Source organism: Azohydromonas lata NBRC 102462 (genome assembly GCF_001571085.1).
Classification (GTDB): Bacteria; Pseudomonadota; Gammaproteobacteria; order Burkholderiales; family Burkholderiaceae_C; genus Azohydromonas; species Azohydromonas lata.
Window position 1 is genome coordinate 124,579 of record NZ_BCTC01000003.1, and the last position, 24,618, is coordinate 149,196.

Consider the following 24,618-nt stretch of genomic DNA (forward strand, 5'->3'; position numbering starts at 1 on the left):
CGCCCGGCGCCCTTATCTCTCCCACTCCACCCTCACCTCCAGCCCCCCCAGCGCCGCCGAGCGCTGCACCCGCACCCGTGCCCCATGGGCCGCAGCGATGCGGCGGACGATGGACCAGCCCAACCCGCTGCCGCTGGCGCCGCTGCCCAGCACGCGAAAGAAGCGCTCGCCCAAGCGCGCGCGCTGCGCGTCGTCCAGGCCCGGGCCGCTGTCCTCCACACCCATCAAGACGCCCCCGCCCCGCGCGCGTGCCACATGCACCCGCACCCGCGCCCCGGGCGGGCTGTAGCGGATGGCGTTGTCCACCAGGTTGCGCACCAGCACCGCCGCCAGCGTGGGCTCGGCCAACACGCGGCAGTTGGGCTCGGCGTCCAGCTCCAGGTCTTGACCGCGGTCCAGGGCCGCGGGGGCGAGGTCGGCCAGCACCTGGCGCGTGAGCTCGTCCAGCATCACCGGCTGCAGCGCCGGCGCGGCCTCGGCCTCCAGGCGCGAGAGCGTGAGCAGTTGCTCCACCAGCCGCGTGGCGCGCTCGCAGCCCTGCAGCACGGCGTCCAGCGCGTGGCGCCGCGGAGGCTCCTCGCGCGCGGCCAGCGCCACCTGCGCCTGCGCGCGTATGGCGGCGATGGGCGTGCGCAGCTCGTGCGCGGCGTCGGCCGTGAAGCGGCGCTCGGCGTCCATGAGCTGCGCAATGCGCTCGAACAGCTGGTTGAGCGCCAGCAGCATGGGCGCGATCTCGCTGGGCAGCGCGCGGTCCACCGGTGCCAGCGGCTGCAGCGCGCGCGGGTCGCGCGCGGCGATGGCCGCGCCCAGCTCGCGCAGCGGCGCCAGCCCGCGGCGCACCGCCCACCAGGAGCCCGCCGCCAGCAGCGGCAGGGCCAGCGCCACCGGCCACAGCATGCTGCGCAGCAGCGCCCACAAGATGTCCTCGCGCGTGCGGTGCAGCTCGCCCACGTACACGCGCACGCCTTCCACCGAGCCCTCGGTGGAGAACACGCGCCAACGCGCGCCGTCGAAATGCTGGTCGCTGAAGCCGGCCACAAACCGCGCGCCGCCCATGGGCAGCAGCGGCGCCTGTGCCGAGTGCAGCCACAGCTTGTCGCCGCTCCAGACCTGGAAGGCCACGCGCGGCGCGTAGCGGTGCAGCGCGGGCAGGTCCACGGCGTCGTCGTCGTCGGCGTCGTGCGCCTGCGCCACCAGCAGCCCCGCGGCCTGCGTCAGGTGCGCGTCCAGCAGCTCATCGAGCTCGTGGTGCACGTCCGTCCACGTCAGCACGGCGGTGGACAGCCACACCAGCGCCACCAGCGCCAGCACCAGCGCCAGCAGCCGCGCCTGCAGCGAGCGCAGCGGTCGCAGCAGCACCGCCATGTCAGGCCGGACGTTCCGGCGCGATGCGGTAACCCACGCCGCGCACCGTCTGTATCAGCCCCGCGCCCAACTTGCGGCGCAGGTGGTGGATGTGCACCTCCACCGCGTTGCTCTCCACCTCCTGGCCCCACCGGTAGAGCTGCTGCTCCAGCTGCTCGCGCGAGAGCACCCGCCCCGCGCCCAGCAGCAGCGCGTGCAGCAGGTCGAACTCGCGCGTGGAAAGCTGCACCAGCTCTCCTTCCAGCCGCACGCTGCGCGAGGCGGCGTCCAGCTCCACGCCCTGCACACGCAGCAGCTCCTGCGGCTGGCCGTGGGCGCGGCGCACCAGCGCGCGCAGCCGCGCGGCCAGCTCCTGCAGGTCCACGGGCTTGACCACGTAGTCGTCGGCGCCCGCGTCCAGCCCGCGTATGCGCTCGGGCACCGCGTCGCGCGCGGTGAGCACCAGCACCGGCAGCCTGATGCCGGCGCGCCGCACCGAGGCCAGCACGTCCAGCCCATCCAGGCGCGGCAGGCCCAGGTCCAGCACCGCCGCGGCGTGCACGCCGGCGCGCAGCTCGCGCTCCGCGGCCACGCCGTCGCGTACCCAGTCCACCTGGAACCCCAGTTGCGACAGGCCGGTCTGCAGCCCGTCGCCCAACAGCGGATCGTCCTCAGCCAACAGGATGCGCATCGAGTTTCCCCATCATCCCCAAACGTCTCTCACATGCTGCCCGCCGCCACCGGATCAAGCTTTGATCCGGATTCAGCGCGGGCGCTTCACGCCCGTGAGCATGGCACGCACCAGGTCCACGCCCTCCAGCCGGCTCAGCACGATGGCCGCCAGCGCGTGCAGGCCCGCCAGCCCCACCAGCGTGCCGGCCAGGCCCTCGTGCAGCGCTTCCAGCCACTCCTCGCCCCAGAACAGGTCCGTGCCCTGCAGCCAGCCGGTGAGGCCCAGCGCCAGCACCAGCGCCATGAGCGCGAGCATCATCAGCGCCCCCAGGGGGCTGTGGCCCACGTAGGCCAGCGGGCGGCCGTGCAGCAGCGCCGCGGCATGGTCGCGCAGCCGCGCGGGCGTCGGGAAGAAGTCCGAGAACCGCGCGTGGCGGCTGCCCACGAAACCCCAGGCCACGCGCGCCACGACCAGTGCGGCCGCAACGTAACCCACCCAGCGGTGGGGCGCTTCGCCCTCTTCCAGGACGAACTGGTTGAGCAGCACGCAGGCCACCAGGCTCCAGTGGAAGACCCGCACGAAGCGGTCCCACACGGGCACGGGCCGGCCCTGCATCACGGCTTGCACGGCGGTCTTCATGGTCAAGCTCCTTGACACCTTCACGCGAACCTGCGTCCGCTTACTTCTGCTCCAGCACGGCCGCGGTGGCCGGGTCGAAGTAGATCTCGACCTTCTTGCCGTCCTTGTCGTGGCCGTAGATCTCGTAGCAGTCGCCCTTGGTCACCTTGAAGGTCTTGATCTTGTAGCCCTGCTGCTCCAGCCTGGCCTTGAACTCGGACTCCTTCATCCACTGCGCCTTGGGCACCTTGCAGGTGGGCGTGGCGGCGGCGGCACCGGCGGCCAGGGCCAGCAGCGCGGCGATGGCCATCTTGGTCGTGTTCATGTTGCGTAAGCTCCTTGATGTGGCAGGGACGGCAAGAGCGCCGTCCCCGCAAACACATTGGAGCCCTCGGGCATTAACGCCGTCTGAAGCGCTGGATCGCCGTGCTGGTTGCACCGGCAACCTGCAAACCGGACCGCGGCGTCGATCGAAGCTTGTAGGAGGCCCGCTCGCGGGCCGAACCGTGGCCCTGCTGCGATTCGGCCGCGCCAGCGGGCCTCCTGCCGGGCCGTGGGTGCCGGTGCCGCCATGCCGGCAACGTTGGGCCGCGCCGCCCTCAAGGCTCCCCGGCCGCCCACAGCCTTCCCGCTTCCAGCTCCACACGCCACGCCGCGCCCCAGGCTTCCACCGCGGCCAGCGTGGCGGCCAGGCGCTGCTCGTTGGCCAGGCGGCGCGCGGACAGCACGTCGGCCAGGCCGCCTTCGCCCAGCTCGTAGCCGCGGGCAGAACCTTGGGCGCTGCGCTCCAGGCGGCGCGCGGCCTCGTCCTGGCGCTGCCAGCCGGCCCAGGCCAGCTCGCGCTCGGCCAGGCGCAAGCCGGCCTCGGCCTCCAGGCGGCGTTGCGCGTCCTGATGGCGCGCCTGCGCCGCCAGCGCCCGCGCGGCGGCCGACTGCGCCGCGGCCTCACGCGCGGCACCGCCCAACGGAAAACTCAGCGACACGCCCACGATGCGCTCGCCCGGCGCCGGCCCCGCGCCCACGCGCGCACCCAACACGGGGTCGGCGCGGCGCTCGGCCGACTCCACCCGCGCCTGGGCCTGCGCCACCAGCGCCTCCTGGCGTGCGGCCTCCAGCTCGGGGCTGGCCTGCAGCCACTGGCCCACGTCCACCGGCACCGGCGCGGCGGGCGGCGGCAGCGGCGCATCCACCACGTCCAGCCCGGGAAACTGGCGCCGCAGCGCCGCGCGTTGCGCGTCGGCGCGGCCCTGGGCCGACGCCCATTGCGCCTGGGCCTGGAAGAGCGCGGCGTCGGCCTGCAACTGCTCCAGCTCGGCCGCGTCACCCAAACGGCGGCGGCGCTGCACCACCTCCGCCTGGCGCTGCAGCAAGGCCACCTGCGCCTGCCACACCGCCGCGGACTCGCGCGCCTGCAGCCAGGCGACGTGTCGCTCCAGCAGCGTGCGCGACATCTCGCGCCAGGCCAGCCGCCAGGCGCTCTGCGCGGCATCCACCCGGGCCTCGCCCAGGCCGGAGGCCGCCTGCGCCTTGGCCGGGGCGCGCCAGCCGCGCTGCACGCCGATGTCCCATTCCCGCTGCGCGGGCTCGGCGCCGTAGCGGTGGCGCGTGGCGCTGCCGCCCAGCACCCACTCGTTGGGGCCGACGCGCAACTGCCGGCCGTAGGCGCGCTCGGCCTCCAGCCCCTGGGCCGCGGCGGCCAGCGCGGGCGCATCGGCCAGCACCCGGCGCACCTGCGCCGCGTCCGGCAACGGCAGCGCATTGGGCGCCGGCTGCGCCGCCGCGCCCAACGCCACGCTCCAACCCATGCCGGCGGCCAGCAACGCCGCGGCCAGTCCCTTGAGCGCCCTCACAGCACGCACGCTGCCGTGGGCCGCTCGTTGAACGCTTCGAAATGCGCCACCGGCGTGATCCAGAAGCCGCCGTCGCACCCGGCCAGCAGCGCCCGCAGAGGCGGCAGCAGCGACTCGCACACCGGCTGCGGCAGGATGAGCTTCACTTCCGTGCGCGAGGCAAAGCCCAGCACGCGCTCCTCGTCCAGTTGCATGCGCACCAGCGGCCCGCGCGCGGCCACCGCATGCATGCTGAACTCCACCTGCGCCGCGTCGTGCGTGAGCAGGAAATCGATCACCCGCTGCTGCGCGTGCGTGGGCACGAGCAGGGTCAGGCACACCATGGTTGCCATCACAAGCTCCCGTGTTTGAAATCAAAGTGTGGAAGAGGACGAGGCCGCGGCCGGCGCCACGCCGAAGCGGCGGAACAGCAGCGGCAGCAGCAAGAGGGTCAGCGCCGTGGAGCTCAGCAGCCCGCCCGTGACCACGATGGCCAGCGGCTTCTGGATCTCCGAGCCCGGCCCGCTGGCGAACAGCAGCGGCACCAGGCCCGCGCCGGTGATGGCCGCCGTCATCAGCACCGGGCGCAGCCGCCGCCGCGCGCCCTCCACCACCACGCGCGCCAGCGGCATGCCCCGGCCCAGCAGCTCGTTGAAGTGGCTCACCATCACCACGCCGTTGAGCACCGCGATGCCCAGCAGCGCAATGAAGCCCACCGACGCCGGCACCGACAGGTACTCCCCCGCCACCGCCAGCGCGCCCACGCCGCCGATGAGCGCCAGCGGGATGTTGGCCAGCACCAGCAGCGCCTGGCGCACCGAGCCGAAGGTGGAGAACAGCAGGAAGAACACCAGCCCAAGCGCCACCGGCACCACCAGCGCCAGCCGCGCCGCGGCGCGCTGCTGGTTCTCGAACTGCCCGCCCCACTCCACCGCGTAGCCCGCGGGCAGCGGCACCTGCGCGGCCACGGCCTTCTTCGCTTCCTCCACGAAGCCCACCAGGTCGCGCCCGCGCACGTTGGCCTGCACCACGGCGTAGCGTTGGGCGCGCTCGCGGTCTATCTTCACCGGCCCCTCCACGCGGCGCAGCTGCGCCACGCTGGCCAGCGGCACGGCATGGCCGCCGGCCGTGGTCAGGCGCAGCGCCTCGAAGTCCGCCGGCGAGGCGCGCAGCGACTCGCTGCCGCGCACCACCAGCGGCACGCGCCGCCCGCCCTCGTGCACCACGCCCACGGGCTGCCCCTCCACCCAGCGGCGCAGGTCGGCCTGCACCTGCTGCGCGTCCAGGCCGAAGCGGCCCGCGGCCAGCCGGTCCATGCGCACCTGCAGGTATTGCACGCCGTCGTTGCGCAGCGTCAGCGTGTCGGTGGCGCCCTCCAGCCTGGCCACCACGCCTTCGATCTTCGAGGCCAAGGCGTTGAGCTGTGCCAACTGCGGGCCGCGGATCTTGATGGCCACGTCGCCTCGCACACCCGTGAGCATCTCGGACACGCGCATGTCTATGGGCTGAGTAAAAGCCACGTCTACGCCGGGGAAGTCGGCCATGACTTCCCGCAGTTGTGCCGTCAACCACTCGGGGTCCGGCGTGCGCCACTGCTCGCGCGGTTTCAAGACGAGGAAGGAATCGGTCTGGTTGAGCCCCATGGGGTCCAGGCCCAGCTCGTCGGAGCCGCTGCGCGCCACCACGGACTGGATCTCCGGCACGCGCCGCAGCACCGCCTGCTGCACGCGCAGGTCCAGCGCCACGGTCTGCTCCAGGCCGATGGAGGGCAGCTTTTCGAGCTGCATGATCAGGTCGCCCTCGTCCAGCGTGGGCAGGAAGATCTTGCCCACCAGCGTGAACAGCACGGCCGCCGCCGCCAGCGCGGCGGTGGCGCCGGCCACCATGGTGCGCTCGTGGGAGAGCGCCCAAGCCAGCAGCACGTCGTAGCGCGCGTGCAGCCAGCGCACCAGCGCCGTCTCGTGCGCGGGGCCGGTCTGGAGCAGCCACGAGGCCAGCACCGGCACCACCGTGAGCGACAGCAGCAGCGACACCGCCAGCGCGAACACGATGGTCAGCGCCACCGGCGCAAACAGCTTGCCCTCCAGCCCCTGCAGGCTCAGCAGCGGCAGGAACACGATGATGATGACGGCGATGCCCGCCACCACGGGCGCGGCCGTCTCCGCCGCCGCGTGGTAGACGAGGTGCAGCAGCGGCAGCCGCCGCGCGCGCTCGCCCTGCGACAGGGCGGTCTCCACGTTCTCCACCACCACCACGGCGCCGTCCACCAGCATGCCGATGGCGATGGCCAGGCCGCCCAGGCTCATGAGGTTGGCCGACAGGCCGAAGGCGCGCATGAGCACGAAGGTGCCCAGGGCCGACAGCGGCAGCATCAGCGCCACCACCAGCGCCGCGCGCAGGTTCCCCAGAAAAGCCAGCAGCAGCGCCAGCACCAGCACGACCGCCTCCAGCAGCGAGCGTCCCACCGTGCCCACGGCGCGGTCTATGAGGCTGGAGCGGTCGTAGAAGGCCACGACCTTCATGCCCGGCGGCAGCGCGGGTGCCAGCTCGTCCAGGCGCTGCTTGACGCCGGCCACCACTTCGCGCGCATTGGCGCCGCGCAGGCCCAGCACCAGGCCTTCGACAGCCTCGCCCACGCCGTCGCGCGTGACGGCGCCGTAGCGCGTGAGCTCGCCCATGCGCACCTGCGCCACGTCGGCCACGCGCACCACCGCGCCGTCGGACGCGCGCACCACGGTGTGGCGCACGTCGTCCAGCGTCTGGATGGCGCCCTCGGCGCGGACGATCAATGCTTGCTCGCCGTCGGCCAGCCGCCCCGCGCCGTCGTTGCGGTTGCCCGCATCCAGCGCCTGCTCCACCTGCGCCAGCGTGAGGCCGCGTGCCAGCAGTGCCGTGGGGTCGGGCACCACCTCGAACGTTTCCACCCGGCCCCCCAGGCTGTTGACGTCGGCCACGCCGGGCAGGGTGCGCAGCGCCGGGCGTACCACCCAGTCCAGCACGCGGCGCTTGTCCTCCAGCGGCTGCGGGCCCTCCAGCGTGAACATGAACATCTCGCCCAACGGGGTGGTGATGGGCGCGAGGCCGCCGTCCACGCCGCCGGGCAGGCTCTTGAGCACGCCGGCCAGGCGCTCGTTGACCTGCTGGCGCGCCCAATACACGTCGGTGCCGTCCTCGAAGTCCAGCGTGACGTCGGCCAGCGCGTACTTGGACGTGGAGCGCAGCATCTTCTGCTGCGGGATGCCCAGCAGCTCCTGCTCTATGGGCACGGTGATGCGCGATTCGACCTCCTCCGGCGTCATGCCCGGCGCCTTGAGGATCAGCTTGACCTGCGTGGTGGAGACGTCGGGGAAGGCGTCGATGGGCAGGCTTTTCCAGGCCAGCGTGCCGGCGGCCACCAGCAGCGCCACGAGGATGAGCACCAGCAGCCGCTGGCGCAGCGCGAAGGCGATGAGGGCGCGCAACATGGCAGCCGTCTTCCGCGCTCAGGGCCGCGACAGCGCCAGCAGCGCCGCCGTGCCCTGCACCACCACCGCCGTGCCCGGCGCCAGCCCCGCCACCAGCGCCTGGCCGCCCGTGGCCGAAAGCGGCGTCACCGGCTGCAGCGCGTAGCGCCCCGGCGCGCGCTGCACGAACACCGCCACGCCGCCGCCCTGGCGCACCAGCGCGGCGGCGGGCAGTTGCACGGCGCCGGACTGGGAAGCGGCGCCGCCCTCGCGGGCGAGCTGCACTTCCACCACCTCGCCCGCGCGCAGCCGCGCGTTGGGGGCCAGCTCGGCGCGCACCGTCACGGCCTGCGTGGCCGGGTCCGCCGCCGCCCCCAGGCGCAGCACGCGGCCCGTGGCCTCGCGGCCGGCCACGCGCAGCGTGTCGCCCACGCGCAGCGCATCGGCCTGCGCGGCGGGCACCTGCACCTCCAGCCACAGCGGCGAGAGCGTGGCCACGCGCAGCAGCGGCGCGGCGCCTTCCACGCGCTGGCCCGGCGTAGCGGACAGCTCCAGCACCGTGCCGGCGATGGGGCTGCGCAGGACGATCTCGCCGCCGCTGCCCGCGCCGCCGGCCATCTGCACGGCCTGGCGCCGCTCCTGGGAAAGCGTCTGGGCCTGGCGATGGGTGGCGCGGCTGGCTTCCAGGCGGGAAGCGGCAATCAAGCCCTCAGCGTGCAATTGCTCGTCGCGCTGCAGCGACTGCTGCGCGAGCCGGGCCTGGCTGTCGGCCTGCAGGGCCTCGCGCTGCAGTGCCTGCGCCTCGGTGCTGCGCAGCACGGCCAGCACCTGGCCGGCGCGCACCGTGTCGCCCGCGGCAACGTGCACGCCCATCACCAGCGCCGCCAGCGGCGCGGCCACCACGCGCTGCTGCGCCGGGGGAACGACCACGCGCCCCGGATGCGTGGCCAGCGCCGCGCCCGCGCCGGGCTGGGCCACCTGGGTGGCAATCCCCAGCGACTGCACTTGCGCGGGCGTGATTTCAATGGGAGCCGGCTCGGCGGCCAACGTGGCGCTGAGCCACAAGGCCGCGGCCAGGGCGGGCCAGCGGCGCAAAAAGGTTGTTGTTGTCATCGGGAGCTGCAGGAAGAGCCGATGAGGCAGCGTATCCATGGGGCCTGAAGGCTTTATTAATGGGTCAGCCCCGTGGTAAGGGTGCGCGGCGCTTTTGCGATACGGCTGACACAGGAAACCGTTATGTGGCTCAACCATTGGGCCGTGCGGGCGAAGCTGCTGCCGAACCCGTTGACGCCGGCATCTGCCACCGACGAGATCCTGCCCGCGCCCTTGCGGCACAAGAGCCGCGTGCACCTGACGATGGTGCAGCTCAGCGCCTTCAACACGCCGCAGTTCGACTGGGGCCGCACCACGCTCACCGAGCAGCCCCGGTCCATGGGCAAGGTGTTCCAGCCGGAGGTGGCCGCGCGCGCCATCTGGTGGGCCGCCACGCACCGGCGGCGCGAGCTGTGGGTGGGCTGGCCGGCGATGCAGGCCATCGTGGCCAACAAGTTCTTCCCCGGTCTGCTGGACCGGCTGCTGGCCCGCACGGCCGTGGCGGGCCAGAGCACCGGAGCGCCGCTGCCCTCGCCCCGCCCCGACAACCTTTGGGCCCCCGTGCCGGGCGACCATGGCGCGCACGGCCGCTTCGGCGCCGAGGCGCACTTGCACAGCCTGCAGTTGCAGCTGGATTTGCAGCGCGGCTGGCTCGCCGCCGCGCTGCTTGGGCTGGTGGCGGTGGGCGCGGCCGGCTGGTGGGCAGGCGGCAGGCGCCGCCTCAGGCCGCCGGGCCGTTGGACTTGAGGTACACGTGCAGCGCCTGCATCCTGTCCAGCGGCGGGTCCACGTGCACCAGGCCGGGCGACACCGCCGTGCAGACGGCATGCTTGGCTTGCGTGGTGAAGCGCAGCCGCGGCTCCGCCATGCTCGCACCCTCGGCATTGAGCAGCGCGGCCACCACGGGCGCGTTGGCACGCTCGCCGCGGGCCAGCACGATGCCGGTTTCCCGGCTGGCCAGCCGCACGAAACAGCCCGGCGGATACAAGCCCACGGCCTTGAGCATGAGCGAGCCCGTGGGGTCGGGCTTGCCATCCGTGCCCAGGCAGGCCTGCTGCGCGGCCTGCGTGGCCGAAAGCGCCTCGCGCCCGGCGCGGCGGCTGAGCATGGCGCTGTAGCGGTCCACGCGGCGCAGCAGGTGCGCCATCTCCTGGCCCGGCGTGAGCGACGACGGCGCGCGCGCCGCGAGGCTGTCGTCATGGTGAAGCTGCACGGCCTCCAGCCAGGCCGGGTCCGTCACGCCGCTGTGCCGCAGCCACCACGCGCCCTCGGCCGGATGGCGGTCAATCTTGGCGCGCTGCTGCTCGTCCACGATGGGCCCCACGTGGCACACCAGTTCGTCCTGCAACTGCCAGGAGGCCACGTTCATGGTCAGCGCGGCCTTGTCCAGCACGGCGATGCGCTCCTCGCTCCAGCCCAGCTCCCGCGCCGCCTCGCCGGCAATGAGCATGCAGCGCAGCGCCTGGCGGCTGCTGTAGAGGGCCGTTCGGCGCGAGCCGGTGTGGATGAAATAGAACAGCGCCTCGTCCACGCGCCGGCACACCATGGCGCGCATTTGGGCCTGCACGTCCTGCACCGCCCGCACCCAGCCCACGTCGCGCCGTGCCGCCTGCACGGCGCGGTCCAGCGCCAGCACCACGTGCTCCCATTCCTCGCCCGGCAGGGGAGCCTGCACGGGCGGCACCGGGTCCGGCCGGGCCTGCGCCAGTTGCGACAGGCTGGCGTTGCTCTGCATCACCTTGTCCACGGCGCGCGCCAGGCCGCGGCGCCAGGCATCGTGGTCGGCGCGCTGCACGAACAAGGCCTGCTGCCGGCCCAGCTTGGCCTGCACGCGCACATCGGCCAAGGGTGCGTGCGCGGGCAACAACAAGCGCCCATCGGCCGCGTACACCGAAAAAGGCAAGAGGGCATGGCCGCTGACATGCTCAGCGGCAAGCGGAACGAGATTCATGATGGTCAGTCAGCCCGACGAAGCGCCGGTGCCGCTCCCAAGAAAATCAAAAAGGGAAACCGAAAACAGTTTTTAAATAAAAACTGCGCCCATTCGAACCTCACTGCCAAACAATATTCACACGGCTTTCATACGCCAGAAAGCCGAATCTTAATAAAATTTAAATCCGCAGATCTGACGATGCAAGCATGCTCGCTCGCAAGTTGATGTTTTTGCACACGCATCAGAAGTCATCGACAAAAAAATTCAAATGCAAGCTGGTTTGCGGCTAGTCAAATATTACCTGAACCCTTGATCTATAAGCGCGACACGGCGCCGGAAGCCGGCGCAGTCCGATGCAGGGCCTGAAGGCGGCCTCTCACACATCCGCCAGCACCTCAAAGCCTCCATAGATCATGCGCCGCGCGTCGAAGGGCATTTCGCCGCCCGCAGGCGCCATGCGCGGGTCCTTGAGCGCGCGGGCGTTGCCCTCGTCGCGCACGGCGCGCGAGGGCCAAACGATCCACGAAAACACCACCGTTTCGCCCGGCTGGGCCTGCACGGCGCGGGGGAAATCCGTCACCTGGCCTGTGGGCACGTCCACGCCCCAGCACTCCACCACGCGCAGCGCGCCGTAATCCTTGAATACCTGCGCGGCTTGCTCGCACAGGGCCCGATATTCCTCTTTCCTGTGGGCAGGCACGGGGACGACGAAGCCATCGATGTAATGCATCGCAAATCTCCTTGGGCGCAGCCGGCGGCAGGTCCGGCCGGTGAGGCGGGCAGCTTGCGATGCGCCCGCTTACCCACGCTGTAAGCGACCTGTATGAGCCGCATCCGCATTTGCTGCAGGCGCACATAACGACAATTTTTTGACGTGAACTTGCACGGAACGGGACTTGCCGCGCGACCACACCGCCGCCAGCGGCCGAAGTCGCGAGGAGTCCTCCATGTCCTGTCCCCAGTTGCCGTTCCTGCCCTCACTGCTGCCCTGGTCCGCCGCGGCACTGCTGGCCGCAGCCGCCTTGCCCGCCTTGGCGCAGCAGCCGCTGGAGCGCGGCAGCGCGCAGGTGCACCGCCTCTCGCCCGCCCAGGGCGAGTTTTCCACCGCCATCGTCAACCGGTTGTCGGTGCCGCCGGGCTTTCGCGTCAAGCTCTTCGCCTTTGGGCTGGGCAAGCCGCGCATGATGGAAGTCGGCCCCGACGGCACGGTTTACGTCACACGCCGCAACCGCGGCGACGTGCTCGCGCTGCGCGACAGCGACGGCGACGGCCGGGCCGACGAGCGCCGCGTCTTCGCCACCGGGCTGCAGGACGTCAACGGCATCGCGCTGCAAGGCGGCGAGCTGCTGCTGGCCGCGTCCACCACCATCTGGCGCACGCCGCTGGACCGCGCCGCGCCGCGCGTGCTCATCGGGGGGCTGCCCGACGCCGGCCAGCACGCCAACCGCATGGTGCGCGTGGCGCCGGACGGCACGCTGGTCGTCTCCGTGGGCAGCAGTTGCAACAACTGCGCCGAAGGCAACCAGGTGGAGCGCGCCACGCTGATCCGCTACAGCGCCGCGGGCGAGCGCATCGAAGTCATCGCCAAGGGCCTGCGCAACACCATAGGCTACGACTGGCACCCGCGCAGCGGCTCGCTGTGGGGCATGGACCACGGCAGCGACTTCCGCGGCGACCGCATCCCGCCGGAAGAGCTCAACCGCATACAGGCCGGCAAGCACTATGGCTGGCCCATCTGCTGGGGACACCGGCAGATCGACCCCCTGGCCGAAGCCCGCCCCGCCGAAGTCGCGCTGCGCCCGGGCGATGCGAAACCCAACGGCGCGCCCAACTTCACCCGCGAGGCGTTCTGCGCCAAGACCGAGCCGCCCGTGCTGACCTTGCCCGCGCACTCCGCGCCGCTGGCCATGCGCTTCTACACGGGCACGCAGTTCCCGGCGCAGATGCGCGGCGACGCCTTCGTCGCGCTGCGCGGCTCCTGGAACCGCAGCGACCCCACGGGCTACAAGGTGGTGCGGCTGCGCTTCGGACCCGACGGCCAGCCGCAGGGGTTCGAAGACTTCCTCACCGGTTTCCTCAATGCCGAGGGCACCGTGCAGTACGGGCGCCCGGTGGGCATCGCCTGGCTGCCGGACGGCTCCATGCTGGTCTCCGACGACAGCAACGGCGCCATCTACCGCGTGAGCTACGGCGGCTGAGGCCGGGGCGGCCACCGCGCACGGCTTGCCACACGTTGGGCCGACGCACACCCGCTGCGGGCATGGAGAAGCATCGCAAGCTGCCACGCGCGCCGCTGGCGCTGTTCGTGGCCGCGCTGGCGGGGGCCGTGCTGGCCGGCGCGTGGCAGCAGCAGGCCAACGAGATCTACCTCTTCGAGCGTTTGCAGGCCGCGGCCGAGCGCGCCGCCGAGCGGCTGCGCCGGCGCATGCAGACCTACGAGTACGGCCTGCTGTCCGCGCGCAGCGCCGTCTTTGCCGCGGGCAGCAGCGCCGAAGAGGTGTCGCGCGACGCGTTCAGGCGCTTCGGCGCCGCGCTGGACATGCCGCGCCAGTACCCGGGCGCGCGGGGCTTCGTGTTCATAAGCCGCGTGCCGGCGGCGCAGGAGGCCGGCTTCGTGGCGGCCCAACGGCGCCAGGGGCCGGCGGATTTCCGCATCCGGCAGTTGCAGCCGCACGCGGGCGAGCGCTTCGTCGTCCAGTACGCCGAGCCGCTGCAAGGCAACGCCGAGGCGGTGGGCTTGGACATCGCCTCCGATCCCGTGCGGCGCGACAACGCCTGGGCCGCGCTTGCCAGCGCCGAGCCGCGCCTGACCCCGCCGCTGACCCTGCGCCAGGCCAGCGGCCACGCGGGCAGCGGCTTTGCGTTGCTGCTGCCGCTGTACCGCGGCATGGTGACGCCGCCGCCGCAACGGCGCGAGCTTGACGCCTTCGGCTGGACCGCCGTCACGCTGGTGATGGAGGAGGTGCTGCGCGGCTTCAACGACGAGGGCGGCGCCATCTCGCTGGCCTTGCTGGACGCCACGCCGCAGCAGCAGCCGCCCACCGTCTTCCACACCTCCGCGGGCTGGCGCGAGCCGGCGGCCGGCGACCCGGTGGCCGTCGTCCCGCTGCCGCTCTACGGCCGGCTGTGGCAGCTGCGCGCGCAGCCGCTGCCGCCTTTTGCCGCACGCCTGAACCTGCGCTCGCCGCTGGAAGTGGCGGCGGTGGTGGCCGCGGTGGGAGCCCTGCTGGCGCTGCTGCTGGCCGGGCTGCAGCGCGCGGCGCAGCGCGAGCGCGTCATCCACGCGGGCCGCGAGCGGCTGGCCGCGGTGGTGGAGGGCTCGCACGACGCCATCGTCGGCCACTCGCCGGACGACGAGATCACGAGCTGGAACCCCGCTGCCCAGCGCCTGCTGGGCTGGCGCGAAGAGGAGGTGCTGGGCCAGGGCTTCACGCAGCTCACGGTCCCGCCCTGGCTGCGCGAGCAGGCGCACGAGGTGCTGGAGCGCGTGCGCCGCGGCGAAGGCGTGCCGCCCTTCGACACGCTGCGGCTCAACCGCCAGGGGCAGCCGCTGGACGTGTCGCTGTCGGTGTCGCCCACGCACGACGCGCAGGGCCGCGTCAGCGGCGCGGCCACCACGCTGCGCGACCTGCGCGGGCAGCGCGCGGCGCAGGCGCGCATCGTGGAGCTCAACGTCACGCTGGAGGAGCAGGTGCAGCAGCGCACCGACGAGCTGCGCGCCATCCTCGCGAGCGCCGCCAGCGCCATCGTCCGCACCGACCTGGCCAGCCGCATCACCCTCTTCAACCCCGCGGCCGAGGCGCTGCTGCGCGTGCCCGCGGCGCAGGCCCTGGGCCGCTCCATCCTGGACTTCTACGACGAGGCGGAGATCCAAGCGAACGCCTGGCGCTTTCCGCAGGTGGTGCACGACAACGCCGCCGCCCTCCCCGGGTGGTTCCGCCAGGCGCTGCGCAGCCGCGAGCGGCCGAGCGGCGGGCGGCCCAACGGCGAGCCGGCGCAGCACGGCCAGTGGACCTACGTGCGCGCCGACGGCACGCGCTTTCCCGGGCTGCTCAACATCAGCCTGCTGCGCGACGCGCGCGGGCGGGCCGTGGGCTTCCTGGCCGTGATCGCGGACCTCTCCGAGCGCCAGCGCCTGGAGCGCGCGCTGCAGCAGCGCACCGAGCAGGCCGAGGCCGCCAACCGCGCCAAGAGCGCCTTCCTGGCCAACATGAGCCACGAGATCCGCACGCCGCTCAATGCCGTCATCGGCCTGAGCCACTTGCTGCAGCAAATGCCGCTGCAGGGGCGCCAGCGCGAGTTCGTGGGCCACATCGCCGCGGCCGGCGAGCAGTTGCTCGCCCTCGTCAACGACGTGCTGGACCTCTCCAAGATCGAAGCCGGCGAGATGGCGCTGGAGCACGTGCCCTTCGAGCTGCCCGCGCTGCTGCGGGAGCTTGCGGCCCAAGCCGGCGTGCAGGCCGGGCACAAAGGCCTGGCCCTGCGCCTGGACGTCGACCCCGCGCTGCCCGCGCGCGTGTGCGGCGACCCGGTGCGGCTCAGGCAGGTGCTCAACAACCTGCTGGGCAACGCGGTGAAGTTCACCGAGGCAGGCCACGTCGTCCTGCGCGCGCAGCGGCTGGCGGACCCGGACGGCAGCCGCCGCGCGGCACTGCGCCTGGAGGTGGAGGACAGCGGCATAGGCATCGCGCCGGCGGTGCAGGCGCGCATCTTCGAAGCCTTCACGCAGGCCGACAGCTCCACCACGCGGCGCTTCGGCGGCACGGGTCTAGGGCTGTCCATCGTCCGCCGCCTGGTGGCGCTCATGGGGGGCACGCTGGCGCTGGACAGCGAGCCGGGGCGCGGCAGCCGGTTCACGGTGACGCTGGCGCTGCACCTGCCGGATTGAGGGCCGGGCCTACAGCCGCGGCTCCACCAGCCGCGCGTACACCTCGCGCACCGTGGCGTAGCACTCGCAGGCCGACAGTTGCAGCCGCTCGCGGTCGAGGATGCAGATGCGGTTGCGCCGCTGCTGCACCACGCCGGCCTGGTGCAGCTCCACCAGCACCTCGCTCACCGACTGGCGGCGCACGCCCAGCATCTCCGCCAGCGTGGCCTGCGTGAGCGCCAGCTCCTGCGAGCCGTCGCGGTCGGCCGAGGCCAGCACCCAGCGGCACAGGCGCTGGCGCACCGTGTGGTGGGTGTTGCAGGCGCAGGTCTGGCTGCCGGCGCGAAAGCTGTAGGCGGCGTAGCTGTCCAGCAGCGCGCGCGCCGCCGCGCTGGCCTGCAGCGCCGGGCGCAGCACCTCCGCCGCGAGGCTGGCCATCTCGCCCGGCGCCTGCTGCAGCACGGTGTCGGGGCTGCGGCCTATGCCCAGCCAGGCCGGCAGGCCCACCAGGCCCTCGTTGCCTATGGTCTGCACGTCGGCCGTGCCGCCCTCGCGCAGCCGCACGACGATGGACACCACGCCGCGCAGCGGAAAGTGCACCTCCGTCAGCGGCGCGCCCTCGGCGTACAGCTCGGTGCCAGCCGCCACGCTGCGGTGCACCAGCGCGCCGGCGAGCTGCGGACATTCGCGCAGCAAGGACTCCAGCAAGCGGTTGTGCGGCCTGTCCGGCGCGCCGGCCTGTTCCTGCATGTCGAACCTCTCCATGAGCCTCCCCCGGCGCAGCGGCAACGTGCGTGCCCTGCAGGGACGGCGGCCCAACGGCGGGGCCGCCGCGCCCTGGACCGCCCGGGACGGCCGCAGCGGCGTGCTCAACACCGGCGCTGTTTCGCCGAAGTACGTCTTGGCGCGAAAGCCTTACAAGCGTGTCAACTTGTTTGGCTATGCTGCGCCTGATACCAGGCGAGGGCGTGCGCCGGTCTGGGGCTCCGGGCCTCGCGGCGCCGTCCGGCCTTTTTCGACGGACCTCATTGCACCCGCGGCATGCCCCAGCCTTCCGACGCCACGAAGCAGCCTCCCCTCATCCTCATCGTTGAAGACGAGGCCGTGATCGCCCTGGACCTGAAGCTGGAGCTGCAGGACATGAGCTACCGCGTGGCCGGGCCGGCGCGCACGGGCGAGCAGGCGCTGGCACTGGCGGCGCAGGAGCCGCCCGCGCTGGTGCTGATGGACATACGCATACAGGGCGCGCTCGACGGCGTGGAGACCGCTGCGCGCCTGGGTCGCAGCGGCGAGCCGCCGGTGATCTTCCTGACCTCTCACAGCGACGACGAGACGGTGGCCCGCGCCGCGCAGACCGCGCCCTACGGCTTCCTCACCAAGCCTTTCCAGGCCCGCGAGCTGCGCGCGGCCATCGAGGTGGCGCTTGCGCGCGCGGCGCTGGAGCGCGCGCAGCGCGAGTCCGACCGCTGGTTCGCCTGCACGCTGCACGGCGTGCAGGACGGCGTGATCGTGCTCGACGCCGATGCCACGCTGCGCTTCATGAACCCGGCGGCCGAGGCGCTCACCGGCTGGAGCGCGGCCGAGGCGCTGGGCCGCCCGGTGGACGAGGTGGTGCGCTTTGCCCCGCAGGAGGAGGCGCCGCTGGCCGCGCTGCAGGCGCTGCGCGAAGGCCGGGCCGTGGAAGTGCGCCACGCGCGGCAGTTGCTGGTGCGCGCGGCGCCCGGCGGCGCGGCGGGCGTGCCTGCCACGGTGATGGTGGACGAGTCCGCCGCGCCGGTGGAGCACGACAGCGGCCGCCGCATGGGCGCCGTGCTGGTGCTGCGCGACGCCACCGAGCGGCTGCTGCGCCAGGAGCAGCTCGACGTCAAGCGCGCCCAACTGCAGGCGCTGCAGGCGCAGCGCGACGCGCAGACCCACCTGCTCTCTCGCGCCAGCCACGAGATGCGCACCCCGCTCAACGCCGTGCTGGGCTTCGCCCAACTGCTGCGCAGCCTGCCGGGCAACGCGGACGAGACGGCGCAGCGCTACATCGGCTTCATCGACGAGGCCGGCCACCAGTTGCTGTCGCTGGTGGAGGATTTGCTGGACCTGCAGCAGGGCGACGAGCTGCGCCGCAGCCTGCAGCTGCGCCCCGTGCCGCTGCTGGAATGCGTGCAGGCCGCGATCGCTCCGCTGGCGGCGCAGGCCCTGGCCAGCCGCACCAGCCTGCACAACGTCATGGAGGGCGCCATGCGCGTGATGGCCGAGCCCTCGCGGCTGCAGAAGGTGGTGCACGGGCTGGTGTCCAACGCCATCAAGTACGGGCGCGAGGGCGGCCACGTCTGGCTGCAGGCCCAGCGCAACGGCGACCGCGTGCGCATCACGGTGGCCGACGACGGCCAGGGCATCACGGCCGACCGCCAAGCCCAGCTCTTCCAGGCGTTTTCACGCGCCGGGCGCGAACACTCCGGCATCGAAGGCGCCGGCATGGGCCTGGTCACCGCCCGCAGCACGGTGCAGGCCATGGGCGGCACGCTGGAGCTCAACAGCGTCGCGGGCCAGGGCACCGTGGTGCACGTGGAGCTGGCTGCAGGCTGAAACCTGCCCGGAAATATCACGGGCCCCTGCAAAGCCGAACAAGCGCAATGGGAATTTTCTCCTGCCCACCTATTCCAGCCGAAAGCCGTCTGCCGACGGCCGCGATTTCAATCGCCATACGGAAGTTTTTGTATTTATTCAATCCTCAGGCGAATGAAAATGTACCCATTGCCGTAGCAATCTGGCCCGCAATGATGGATTGAAACTTACACCGCTCCTCTTGGCCAGGCCAATTTGCCGAGTTATGTGTTCGATTAAAAAATGTCATTCAGGGTTTATGTCGCGCTGCAGCAATTAAAATTTTCGCCTCAATTTCACGAATTCAATCCAGTCTTCAGACATATAGAGGCCAGCGCGTTCCGGCAAGTCCTGTAGACCAACCCTGTTTTTCTTCGTGCCGAGATCTGAAAACTCCTCGCGGCGTCGGCTTGGCCTGCGCACCCTGCTGACGCTGATGGCGCTGCTGTTGAGCACGCTGGTGGCCGGCGTGTTGGGCGCGATGCGCACGGTGCAGTTGCGCGAGCAGGCGCAGGCCACCGCCGGTGCGCTCAACCTGCAGCAGGCCTCGGCGGTGGCCGCGACGGTGGACGCCGACCTGGGCCGCATGGGGCACGACCTGCAGGCGCAGGCGCGGCTGATCATGCACATGGATCCGCGGCTGCAGCCCGCGCCATTGCGTTTGCTGCTCGAAGGCCTGTTCGACGCGCCCAACTTCGCTTGGGCCGGCATCGCCGACGCGCGCGGGCGCGTGCTGGCGGCACCGCACGACCGGCTGGTGGGGCGGGACGTGTCGGGGCGCGGCTGGTGGGGCGCGGCCCTGAACGGCCTGCACTTCGGCGACGTGCGCGAAGCCAGGCTGCTGGCCGGGCTGCTGCCGCCGCTGCCCAAGGGAGAGCCCTGGCGCTTCATCGACATCGCCGCGCCGCTGCGCACCGCGGACGGCGGCGTGGCCGGCGTGCTGTCGGTGCACGTGTCCTGGCCGTGGCTGCGCGAGCGCATCGCGCTGTACGCGCGCGCGGCGCCGGCGCAGGGCTCGCAGCTCTTCATCGCCGGGCGCGACGCGCGCCAGCGCCTGGGCCCCGAGGGCGAGATGGGCGCGCCGCTGCCGCTGCAGCCGCTGCTCTCGCACGGGGCCGAGGGCTGGACCGTGCTGGCCTGGCCGGACGGGCGCCACTACGTCACCGCCTGGGCCGCCAGCCGCGGCAGCGACCCTTACGCGGGGCTGGGCTGGGTGACGCTGGTGCGCACGCCCGTGCAGGCGCTGGAGGAGGCCAACGCCGCGGCATTGCGCTGGGTGTGGGGCTCGGCGGGGCTGCTGGTCGTGGGCGCCACGGCGCTGGCCTGGCTGCTGTCCACGCTGGTGCTGCTGCCGCTTGGGCAATTCCTGGCGCGCGTGCGCGGCGTGGCCGGCGGCGCCGCCGTGCCGCCGCCGCGGCTGCTGCCCGCGGAGTTCGCCAACCTGCACGAGGTGGTGCTGGCCCTGGTGGACCAGTTGCGCGACAAGGAGGCGGCGCTGCGCGCGGCGCTGGAGGACGTGCGCGGCGACCTGGCCAACGTCGGCCGCGCCCTGCCCGGGCTGCTGTTCACCCGCGTGCAGCGCGGCGACGAGGTGCACTACCGCTACCTCAGCGCCTCGGCCGAGCACTACCTGGGGCTGCCGCGCCAGCACATCCTGGCCGACCGCAGCGGCTGCGCCTGGCTCAGCCGCGTGGACGAGGCCGACCGCGAGCGCCTGGGGCCCGTGCTGCACCAGGCCCGCGACGAGCGCGCGCCGCTGACCTTCACCTTCCGCGTGCGCGGCGCCGACGACGCGTGGCGCAGCATGCAGGCCACGCTGGTGCCGCGCGACCAGGGCGAGGCCACACAGGACCGGGTGCTCGACGGCATCGTGCTCGACATCACGCCGCTGGAGCTCGCGCGCACCCAGGCCCAGCGCGCCAGCGAGGCCAAGGACCGCTTCCTGGCCGCCATGAGCCACGAGCTGCGCACGCCGCTCAACGGCATCCTGGGCTACGCGCAACTGCTGCAGGCGCGGCTGGCCGACCCCGACAACCGCGTCAACGCCCAACGCATCCACCAGGCCGGCGAGCAGTTGCTGCGCATCCTCAACGAGGTGCTGGACCTGGCCAAGATCGAAGCCGAGCGGCTGGAGCTGGAGCGCCAGCCCCTGCGCCTGGAAGCGGTGCTGCAGGGCTGCCACGAGCTGTTCGCCCCCAGCGCCGCGGCCAAGGGCCTGCGCCTGACGCTGGCGCTGGCCGACGGCGAGCTGCCCTGGGTGCTGGGCGACGCCGCGCGGCTGCAGCAGGTGCTCTCCAACCTGCTGTCCAACGCGCTGAAGTTCACGGAGCACGGCGGCGTGACGCTGACGCTGCGCCGGCCCGGCGGCACGGGCACGCCGCCGGGGCTGCTGCCGGTGGACATCGAGGTGCGCGACACGGGCATAGGCCTCAGCGGCGAGCAGCGCGCGCGGCTGTTCGAGCCCTTCGCGCAGGCCGAGAGCTTCACCTCGCGCCGCTACGGCGGCACGGGGCTGGGACTGTGGATCAGCCGCCGCCTGGTGCAGGCCATGGGCGGCGACATCGCGGTGGAATCCACGCCCGGCCAAGGCACGGCGGTGCGGCTGCACGTGCCCTTCGAACGCGCCCCAGCCGAGGCCCTGGCGCCCGTGGCGCCGCCCGCGCCGGCCCACCTCGCGCCGGGCCGCGCCCCCACGCTGCGCGTGCTGGTGGTGGACGACGTGGCCATCAACCGCGAGGTGCTGGGCGCGCTGCTGCGCCAGCGCGGCCACAGGGTGCTGGAGTGCGCCGACGGCGAATCGGCCATCGCCCGCGTGGCCGAGGGCGGGGTGGACCTGGTGCTCATGGACGTGGAGATGCCGGGCCTGGACGGGCTGGAGGCCGCGCGCCGCATCCGCGCCCTGCCCGGCGCCGCGGGCCGCGTGCCGTTGTGGGCCGTCACGGGTCGGGCTTTCGAGCAGGACGTGACCCAGGTCCACGCCGCGGGCATGGACGGCCACCTCAGCAAGCCGGTGAACTTCGCCCGGCTCGGGGACGTGCTGCAGGCCGTGCAGGAACGCCGCGACGGCCCTCAGCGCTGATCGCGCGCCGCACAGGCAAAGGTAAGCATTTGCGACACGGCGCGCGGTCGCCAAGTCCTTCACAAATCGTGCATTGACGACAAAAAGATTGCCGCCCCAGGAACCCCGGGCAAACCCCATGGGCCAAAATCGGCCGCCCTAAGCCACTTCCACCATCACCCCGGGGATGAATCAACAGGGCACGACCATCACCGGCGCGCTGAGACAGGCCTGCGCTGCCCAGCACGAGGCCATAGAGGCCTTGCTCCAGCTGGACCAGGCGGCGCTGCGGCGCGAGCACTACGAGCGCGTGCTTGCCGGCTTCGGTGCCTTCGTCCCGGCCTGGGAGGCGCGGTTGCGCCCGCACCTGCCCGCGGCGCTGCGCGGCTGGTTCGACCAGCGCTCGCGCGCGCCCCTGCTGGCGCGCGACCTCGCGGCGCTGGGCCTGCAGCCCTTCCCCATGGACGACCCGGTGGCCGCGCTGGCCCTGGCCGACACCGGCGCGGTGTTCGGGTCGCTGTACGTGCTGGAGGGTTCAGCTTTGGGCGGGCAGCTCATCGCGCGCGTGGTGCGCGAGCGCTGGGGCCTGGGGCCTGACAACGGCGCGGCCTACTTCAACGGCTGGGGAGCACGCACCGGCGCCATGTGGGCGGAGTTCCGCGAGCGCCTGGCGCAGGCGCTGGGCGAGGACGACGCGGCGCTGGGCAGCGCCTGCGCCGCGGCCGTTGCCACTTTCGCGGCCTTGCGGGCCTGTTTCGAGCACGTGCTGGACCATGGACCTGCCGCTGCCTGACGCCGACCTCAACGACTGCGCCGACGAGCCCATACGGGTGCCCGGCGGCATTCAGCCCCACGGCCGCATGCTGGTGCTGGCCGAGGGCGATGGCCGCCTCGTGGCCCTCAGCGAGAACTGGGCCGAGGCCCCACCGCTGCCGCAGTGGAACGGCTGGCTGCCGCAGCGCGTGGCCGCGCTGCGCTTGGGCGAGGCGCCCGTGCCGCTGGGCACGGTGACGCTGGAGCGCGGCACGCGCTGGGACGTCACCGGCCACCGCGCGCCGGGCCTGGTGGTGCTGGAGCTCGAACCCGCGGCGCCGCCGCTGGGCCTGCAGGCGCCGGTGTACGGGCTGGCCCACCACTGGCTGCCGCGGCTGCAGGCCGCCGCGTCCGTGCAAGCGCTGCTGGCGCTGGCCGTGGAAGAGATGAAGCGGCTCACCGGCTTCGGCCGCTGCCTGGCCTACCGCTTCGACGAGGAGGACCACGGCGAGGTGCTGGCCGAGGTGCTGGACCAGGGCTACGACGCCTACCTGGGCCACCGCTTCCCCGCGGCCGACCTCCCCGCGCAGGCGCGGCAGCTCTACCTGCTCAACCAGATTCGCCTCATCCCCGACGCCCGCTACACGCCCGTGCCGCTGCGCTGCGTGGACGCGGCCTGGCGGCCCACGGGCATGGACCTGTCGTGGGCGGCGCTGCGCAGCGTCTCGCCGCTGCACCTGGAATACATGCGCAACATGGGCACGCTGGCGTCCATGTCGGTGTCCATCACCGTGCGCGGACGGCTGTGGGGCCTGATCTCCTGCCACGACCACGCGCCGCGCCACGTGCCCTTCGAGACCCGCGTGGCCTGCGAGCACCTTGGGCGGCTGCTGTCGCTGCAGATCGAGGCGCGCGAGGACAACGCCGAGGTCGCGCGCCGCCTGGAGCTGCGCCGGATCACGCTGGAGCTGGTGTCGCGCCTGGCCGATAGCGACGGCACGCTGCGCAGCCTGGCCGCCGAGCCCGCGCTGCTGCGCCTGGCGCGCGCCACCGGTGCCGCCGTGGTGCTGGACGGCGACTGCTGGACGCTGGGCGAATGCCCGCCCGCGGCGCGCATACAGGCCCTGGCCCGCTGGGCCACGCAGCAGGACCGCGAAGTGGCCTGCAGCGACCGCGTGGAACAGGTGCTGCCGCTGCCCGCGCCGCCCGCCGAGGGCGACGCCGTGGCCGCCGGCGTGCTGGCCGTCTCCATCTCGCAGGTGCACCGCCACGTGGTGATGTGGTTCCGCCCCGAGGTCGTGCAGACGGTGCGCTGGGCCGGCGAGCCGCGCAAGCCGGTGCAGCAGGGCGACGGGCGGCTGCATCCGCGGCGCAGCTTCGCAAGCTGGGAGGAGCTGCTGCGCGGGCGCTCGCTGCCCTGGGCACCCAGCGAGGTGTCGGCGGCGCTGGAGCTGCGCCAGGCGCTCATCGGCATCGTGCTGCGCCGCGCCGAGGAGATGGCCGAGTTCGCCACCGAGCTCGGCCGCGTCAACAAGGAGCTGGAAGCCTTCTCCTACACCGTCTCGCACGACCTGCGCGCGCCCATGCGCCACATCGCCGGCTTCGTGGACCTGGTGCTCGACGGCGAAGACGGCGCGGGCCTGGGCGAGCGCTCGCGCCGCTACCTCGGCCACGTCAAGGAAGCCGCCACCTACGCCGGCAAGCTCGTGGACGCGCTGCTGGACTTCTCCCGCATGGGCCGCGCCGCGCTCAAGCGCAGCCAGATCGGCACCGGCCTGCTGGTGGCCGACCTCGTGGCCGAGCTCGCCCGGCAGCAGCAAGGGCGCCAGGTGCAGTGGCGGGTGCACGCGCTGCCGCCGCTGTGGGGCGACGCGCTGCTGGTGCAGACCGTCGTGCGCAACCTGCTGGACAACGCTTTCAAGTACACCCGCGAGCGCAGCCCGGCCGTGATCGAGGTGCTGCCCGTGCAGCGCCCAAACGGCGTGGGCCTGGAAGTGCGCGACAACGGCGTGGGCTTTCCCATGAAATATGCCGAGAAGCTGTTCGGCGTCTTCCAGCGCCTGCACTAGGCTGAAGAATTCGAAGGCACGGGCATAGGACTGGCCAACGTGCGCCGCATCGTGGAACGCCACGGCGGCCAGGTCTGGGCTCGATCCGAGCCCGGCCAAGGCGCGGTCTTCGGCTTCGTCCTTCCCATGCCTTCCCAGGAACCCTGATGCTCAAACCCATATTGCTCGTCGAGGACGACCCGCGCGACCTCGAGCTCACCCTGCTGGCGCTGGAACGCACCCAGCTCGCCAACGACGTGGTCGTGGTGCGCGACGGCGCCCAGGCGCTGGAGTACCTGCAGCGCGAAGGCGACTTCGCCCATCGCGAGCCCGGCAACCCCGCGGTGATCCTGCTGGACCTGAAA

At 72.6% G+C, this 24,618-nt stretch carries 19 protein-coding genes and 1 pseudogene; 9 read left to right on the forward strand and 11 right to left on the reverse strand.

Going from position 1 to position 24,618, the window contains the following annotated elements; all coding sequences use genetic code 11:
* Nucleotides 1–12 precede the first annotated feature (12 nt).
* The 8 genes from ALA01S_RS02450 to ALA01S_RS32530 form a co-directional block, all read right to left on the reverse strand.
* On the reverse strand, nt 13–1,356 hold the full coding sequence (locus ALA01S_RS02450) for an ATP-binding protein (RefSeq protein ID WP_066331624.1): 1,344 nt from the start codon (nt 1,354–1,356) through the stop codon (nt 13–15).
* Between the two features lie 10 nt (nt 1,357–1,366).
* Nucleotides 1,367–2,035, reverse strand: a complete 669-nt coding sequence (locus ALA01S_RS02455) for a winged helix-turn-helix domain-containing protein (RefSeq protein ID WP_066331533.1) — start codon at nt 2,033–2,035, stop codon at nt 1,367–1,369.
* A 72-nt stretch (nt 2,036–2,107) separates the two neighbouring features.
* The gene (locus ALA01S_RS02460; RefSeq protein ID WP_238455671.1) at nt 2,108–2,656 is read right to left on the reverse strand and encodes a cytochrome b/b6 domain-containing protein; all 549 of its coding nucleotides are present in this window, start codon (nt 2,654–2,656) and stop codon (nt 2,108–2,110) included.
* 40 nt (nt 2,657–2,696) lie between these two features.
* Nucleotides 2,697–2,960, reverse strand: a complete 264-nt coding sequence (locus tag ALA01S_RS02465) for a PepSY domain-containing protein (protein WP_066331535.1) — start codon at nt 2,958–2,960, stop codon at nt 2,697–2,699.
* A gap of 274 nt (nt 2,961–3,234) precedes the next feature.
* Nucleotides 3,235–4,494 carry a TolC family protein gene (locus ALA01S_RS02470; RefSeq protein WP_157118709.1) on the reverse strand — a complete coding sequence of 420 codons (1,260 nt, stop codon included), beginning with the start codon at nt 4,492–4,494 and terminating at the stop codon, nt 3,235–3,237.
* Complete coding sequence (locus tag ALA01S_RS02475; RefSeq protein ID WP_066331541.1) at nt 4,482–4,817, reverse strand: DUF3240 family protein; 336 nt, start codon at nt 4,815–4,817, stop codon at nt 4,482–4,484. Before ALA01S_RS02475 ends, ALA01S_RS02470 begins: the two co-directional genes overlap by 13 nt.
* A 21-nt stretch (nt 4,818–4,838) precedes the next feature.
* On the reverse strand, nt 4,839–7,928 hold the full coding sequence (locus ALA01S_RS02480) for an efflux RND transporter permease subunit (RefSeq protein WP_066331545.1): 3,090 nt from the start codon (nt 7,926–7,928) through the stop codon (nt 4,839–4,841).
* Nucleotides 7,929–7,946: 18 nt separating this feature from the next.
* The gene (locus ALA01S_RS32530; protein ID WP_169805837.1) at nt 7,947–9,020 is read right to left on the reverse strand and encodes an efflux RND transporter periplasmic adaptor subunit; all 1,074 of its coding nucleotides are present in this window, start codon (nt 9,018–9,020) and stop codon (nt 7,947–7,949) included.
* 123 nt (nt 9,021–9,143) lie between these two features.
* Between ALA01S_RS32530 and ALA01S_RS32535 the strand changes: the two genes are divergently transcribed.
* Nucleotides 9,144–9,746 (forward strand): SDR family oxidoreductase, encoded by a 603-nt coding sequence (locus ALA01S_RS32535; RefSeq protein ID WP_066331551.1) that lies wholly within the window; start codon nt 9,144–9,146, stop codon nt 9,744–9,746.
* On the opposite strand, the gene ALA01S_RS32540 is transcribed toward ALA01S_RS32535, so the two are convergent.
* Nucleotides 9,721–10,902: an HD-GYP domain-containing protein gene (locus ALA01S_RS32540; RefSeq protein WP_066331553.1), complete on the reverse strand. Its 1,182-nt coding sequence runs from the start codon at nt 10,900–10,902 to the stop codon at nt 9,721–9,723. The genes ALA01S_RS32535 and ALA01S_RS32540 overlap by 26 nt on opposite strands.
* A 6-nt stretch (nt 10,903–10,908) precedes the next feature.
* Here ALA01S_RS32540 and ALA01S_RS32545 point away from each other — a divergent pair, with 6 nt between their 5' ends.
* Nucleotides 10,909–11,157 (forward strand): hypothetical protein, encoded by a 249-nt coding sequence (locus tag ALA01S_RS32545; RefSeq protein ID WP_157118711.1) that lies wholly within the window; start codon nt 10,909–10,911, stop codon nt 11,155–11,157.
* Between the two features lie 151 nt (nt 11,158–11,308).
* On the opposite strand, the gene ALA01S_RS02500 is transcribed toward ALA01S_RS32545, so the two are convergent.
* A complete protein-coding gene (locus tag ALA01S_RS02500; RefSeq protein ID WP_066331554.1) occupies nt 11,309–11,662 on the reverse strand; it encodes a DUF1428 domain-containing protein in 354 nt (117 codons plus the stop codon).
* Nucleotides 11,663–11,879: 217 nt separating this feature from the next.
* Here ALA01S_RS02500 and ALA01S_RS02505 point away from each other — a divergent pair, with 217 nt between their 5' ends.
* Together ALA01S_RS02505 and ALA01S_RS02510 are read left to right on the forward strand one after the other, a co-directional pair.
* Nucleotides 11,880–13,130, forward strand: coding sequence for a PQQ-dependent sugar dehydrogenase (locus tag ALA01S_RS02505; RefSeq protein ID WP_066331555.1), 1,251 nt, complete (start codon nt 11,880–11,882; stop codon nt 13,128–13,130).
* A gap of 62 nt (nt 13,131–13,192) precedes the next feature.
* On the forward strand, nt 13,193–15,820 hold the full coding sequence (locus ALA01S_RS02510; RefSeq protein ID WP_066331557.1) for a sensor histidine kinase: 2,628 nt from the start codon (nt 13,193–13,195) through the stop codon (nt 15,818–15,820).
* A 9-nt stretch (nt 15,821–15,829) separates the two neighbouring features.
* Here the strand turns inward: ALA01S_RS02510 and ALA01S_RS02515 are convergent, their stop codons facing one another.
* On the reverse strand, nt 15,830–16,549 hold the full coding sequence (locus ALA01S_RS02515) for a Crp/Fnr family transcriptional regulator (protein WP_066331560.1): 720 nt from the start codon (nt 16,547–16,549) through the stop codon (nt 15,830–15,832).
* Nucleotides 16,550–16,840: 291 nt separating this feature from the next.
* Between ALA01S_RS02515 and ALA01S_RS02520 the strand changes: the two genes are divergently transcribed.
* From ALA01S_RS02520 to ALA01S_RS02540, 5 genes and pseudogenes are all read left to right on the forward strand, one after another.
* The gene (locus ALA01S_RS02520) at nt 16,841–18,376 is read left to right on the forward strand and encodes a hybrid sensor histidine kinase/response regulator (RefSeq protein WP_066331562.1); all 1,536 of its coding nucleotides are present in this window, start codon (nt 16,841–16,843) and stop codon (nt 18,374–18,376) included.
* A gap of 394 nt (nt 18,377–18,770) precedes the next feature.
* Nucleotides 18,771–21,473 carry an ATP-binding protein gene (locus tag ALA01S_RS02525; protein ID WP_157118713.1) on the forward strand — a complete coding sequence of 901 codons (2,703 nt, stop codon included), beginning with the start codon at nt 18,771–18,773 and terminating at the stop codon, nt 21,471–21,473.
* 166 nt (nt 21,474–21,639) lie between these two features.
* Complete coding sequence (locus tag ALA01S_RS02530; protein ID WP_066331567.1) at nt 21,640–22,245, forward strand: biliverdin-producing heme oxygenase; 606 nt, start codon at nt 21,640–21,642, stop codon at nt 22,243–22,245.
* Nucleotides 22,226–24,421, forward strand: a pseudogene (locus tag ALA01S_RS02535) (ATP-binding protein). Before ALA01S_RS02530 ends, ALA01S_RS02535 begins: the two are co-directional and overlap by 20 nt.
* A partial coding sequence (locus tag ALA01S_RS02540) for a response regulator (RefSeq protein WP_507762106.1) occupies nt 24,421–24,618 on the forward strand: 198 nt, incomplete at its 3' end. The pseudogene ALA01S_RS02535 and the gene ALA01S_RS02540, both read left to right, overlap by 1 nt.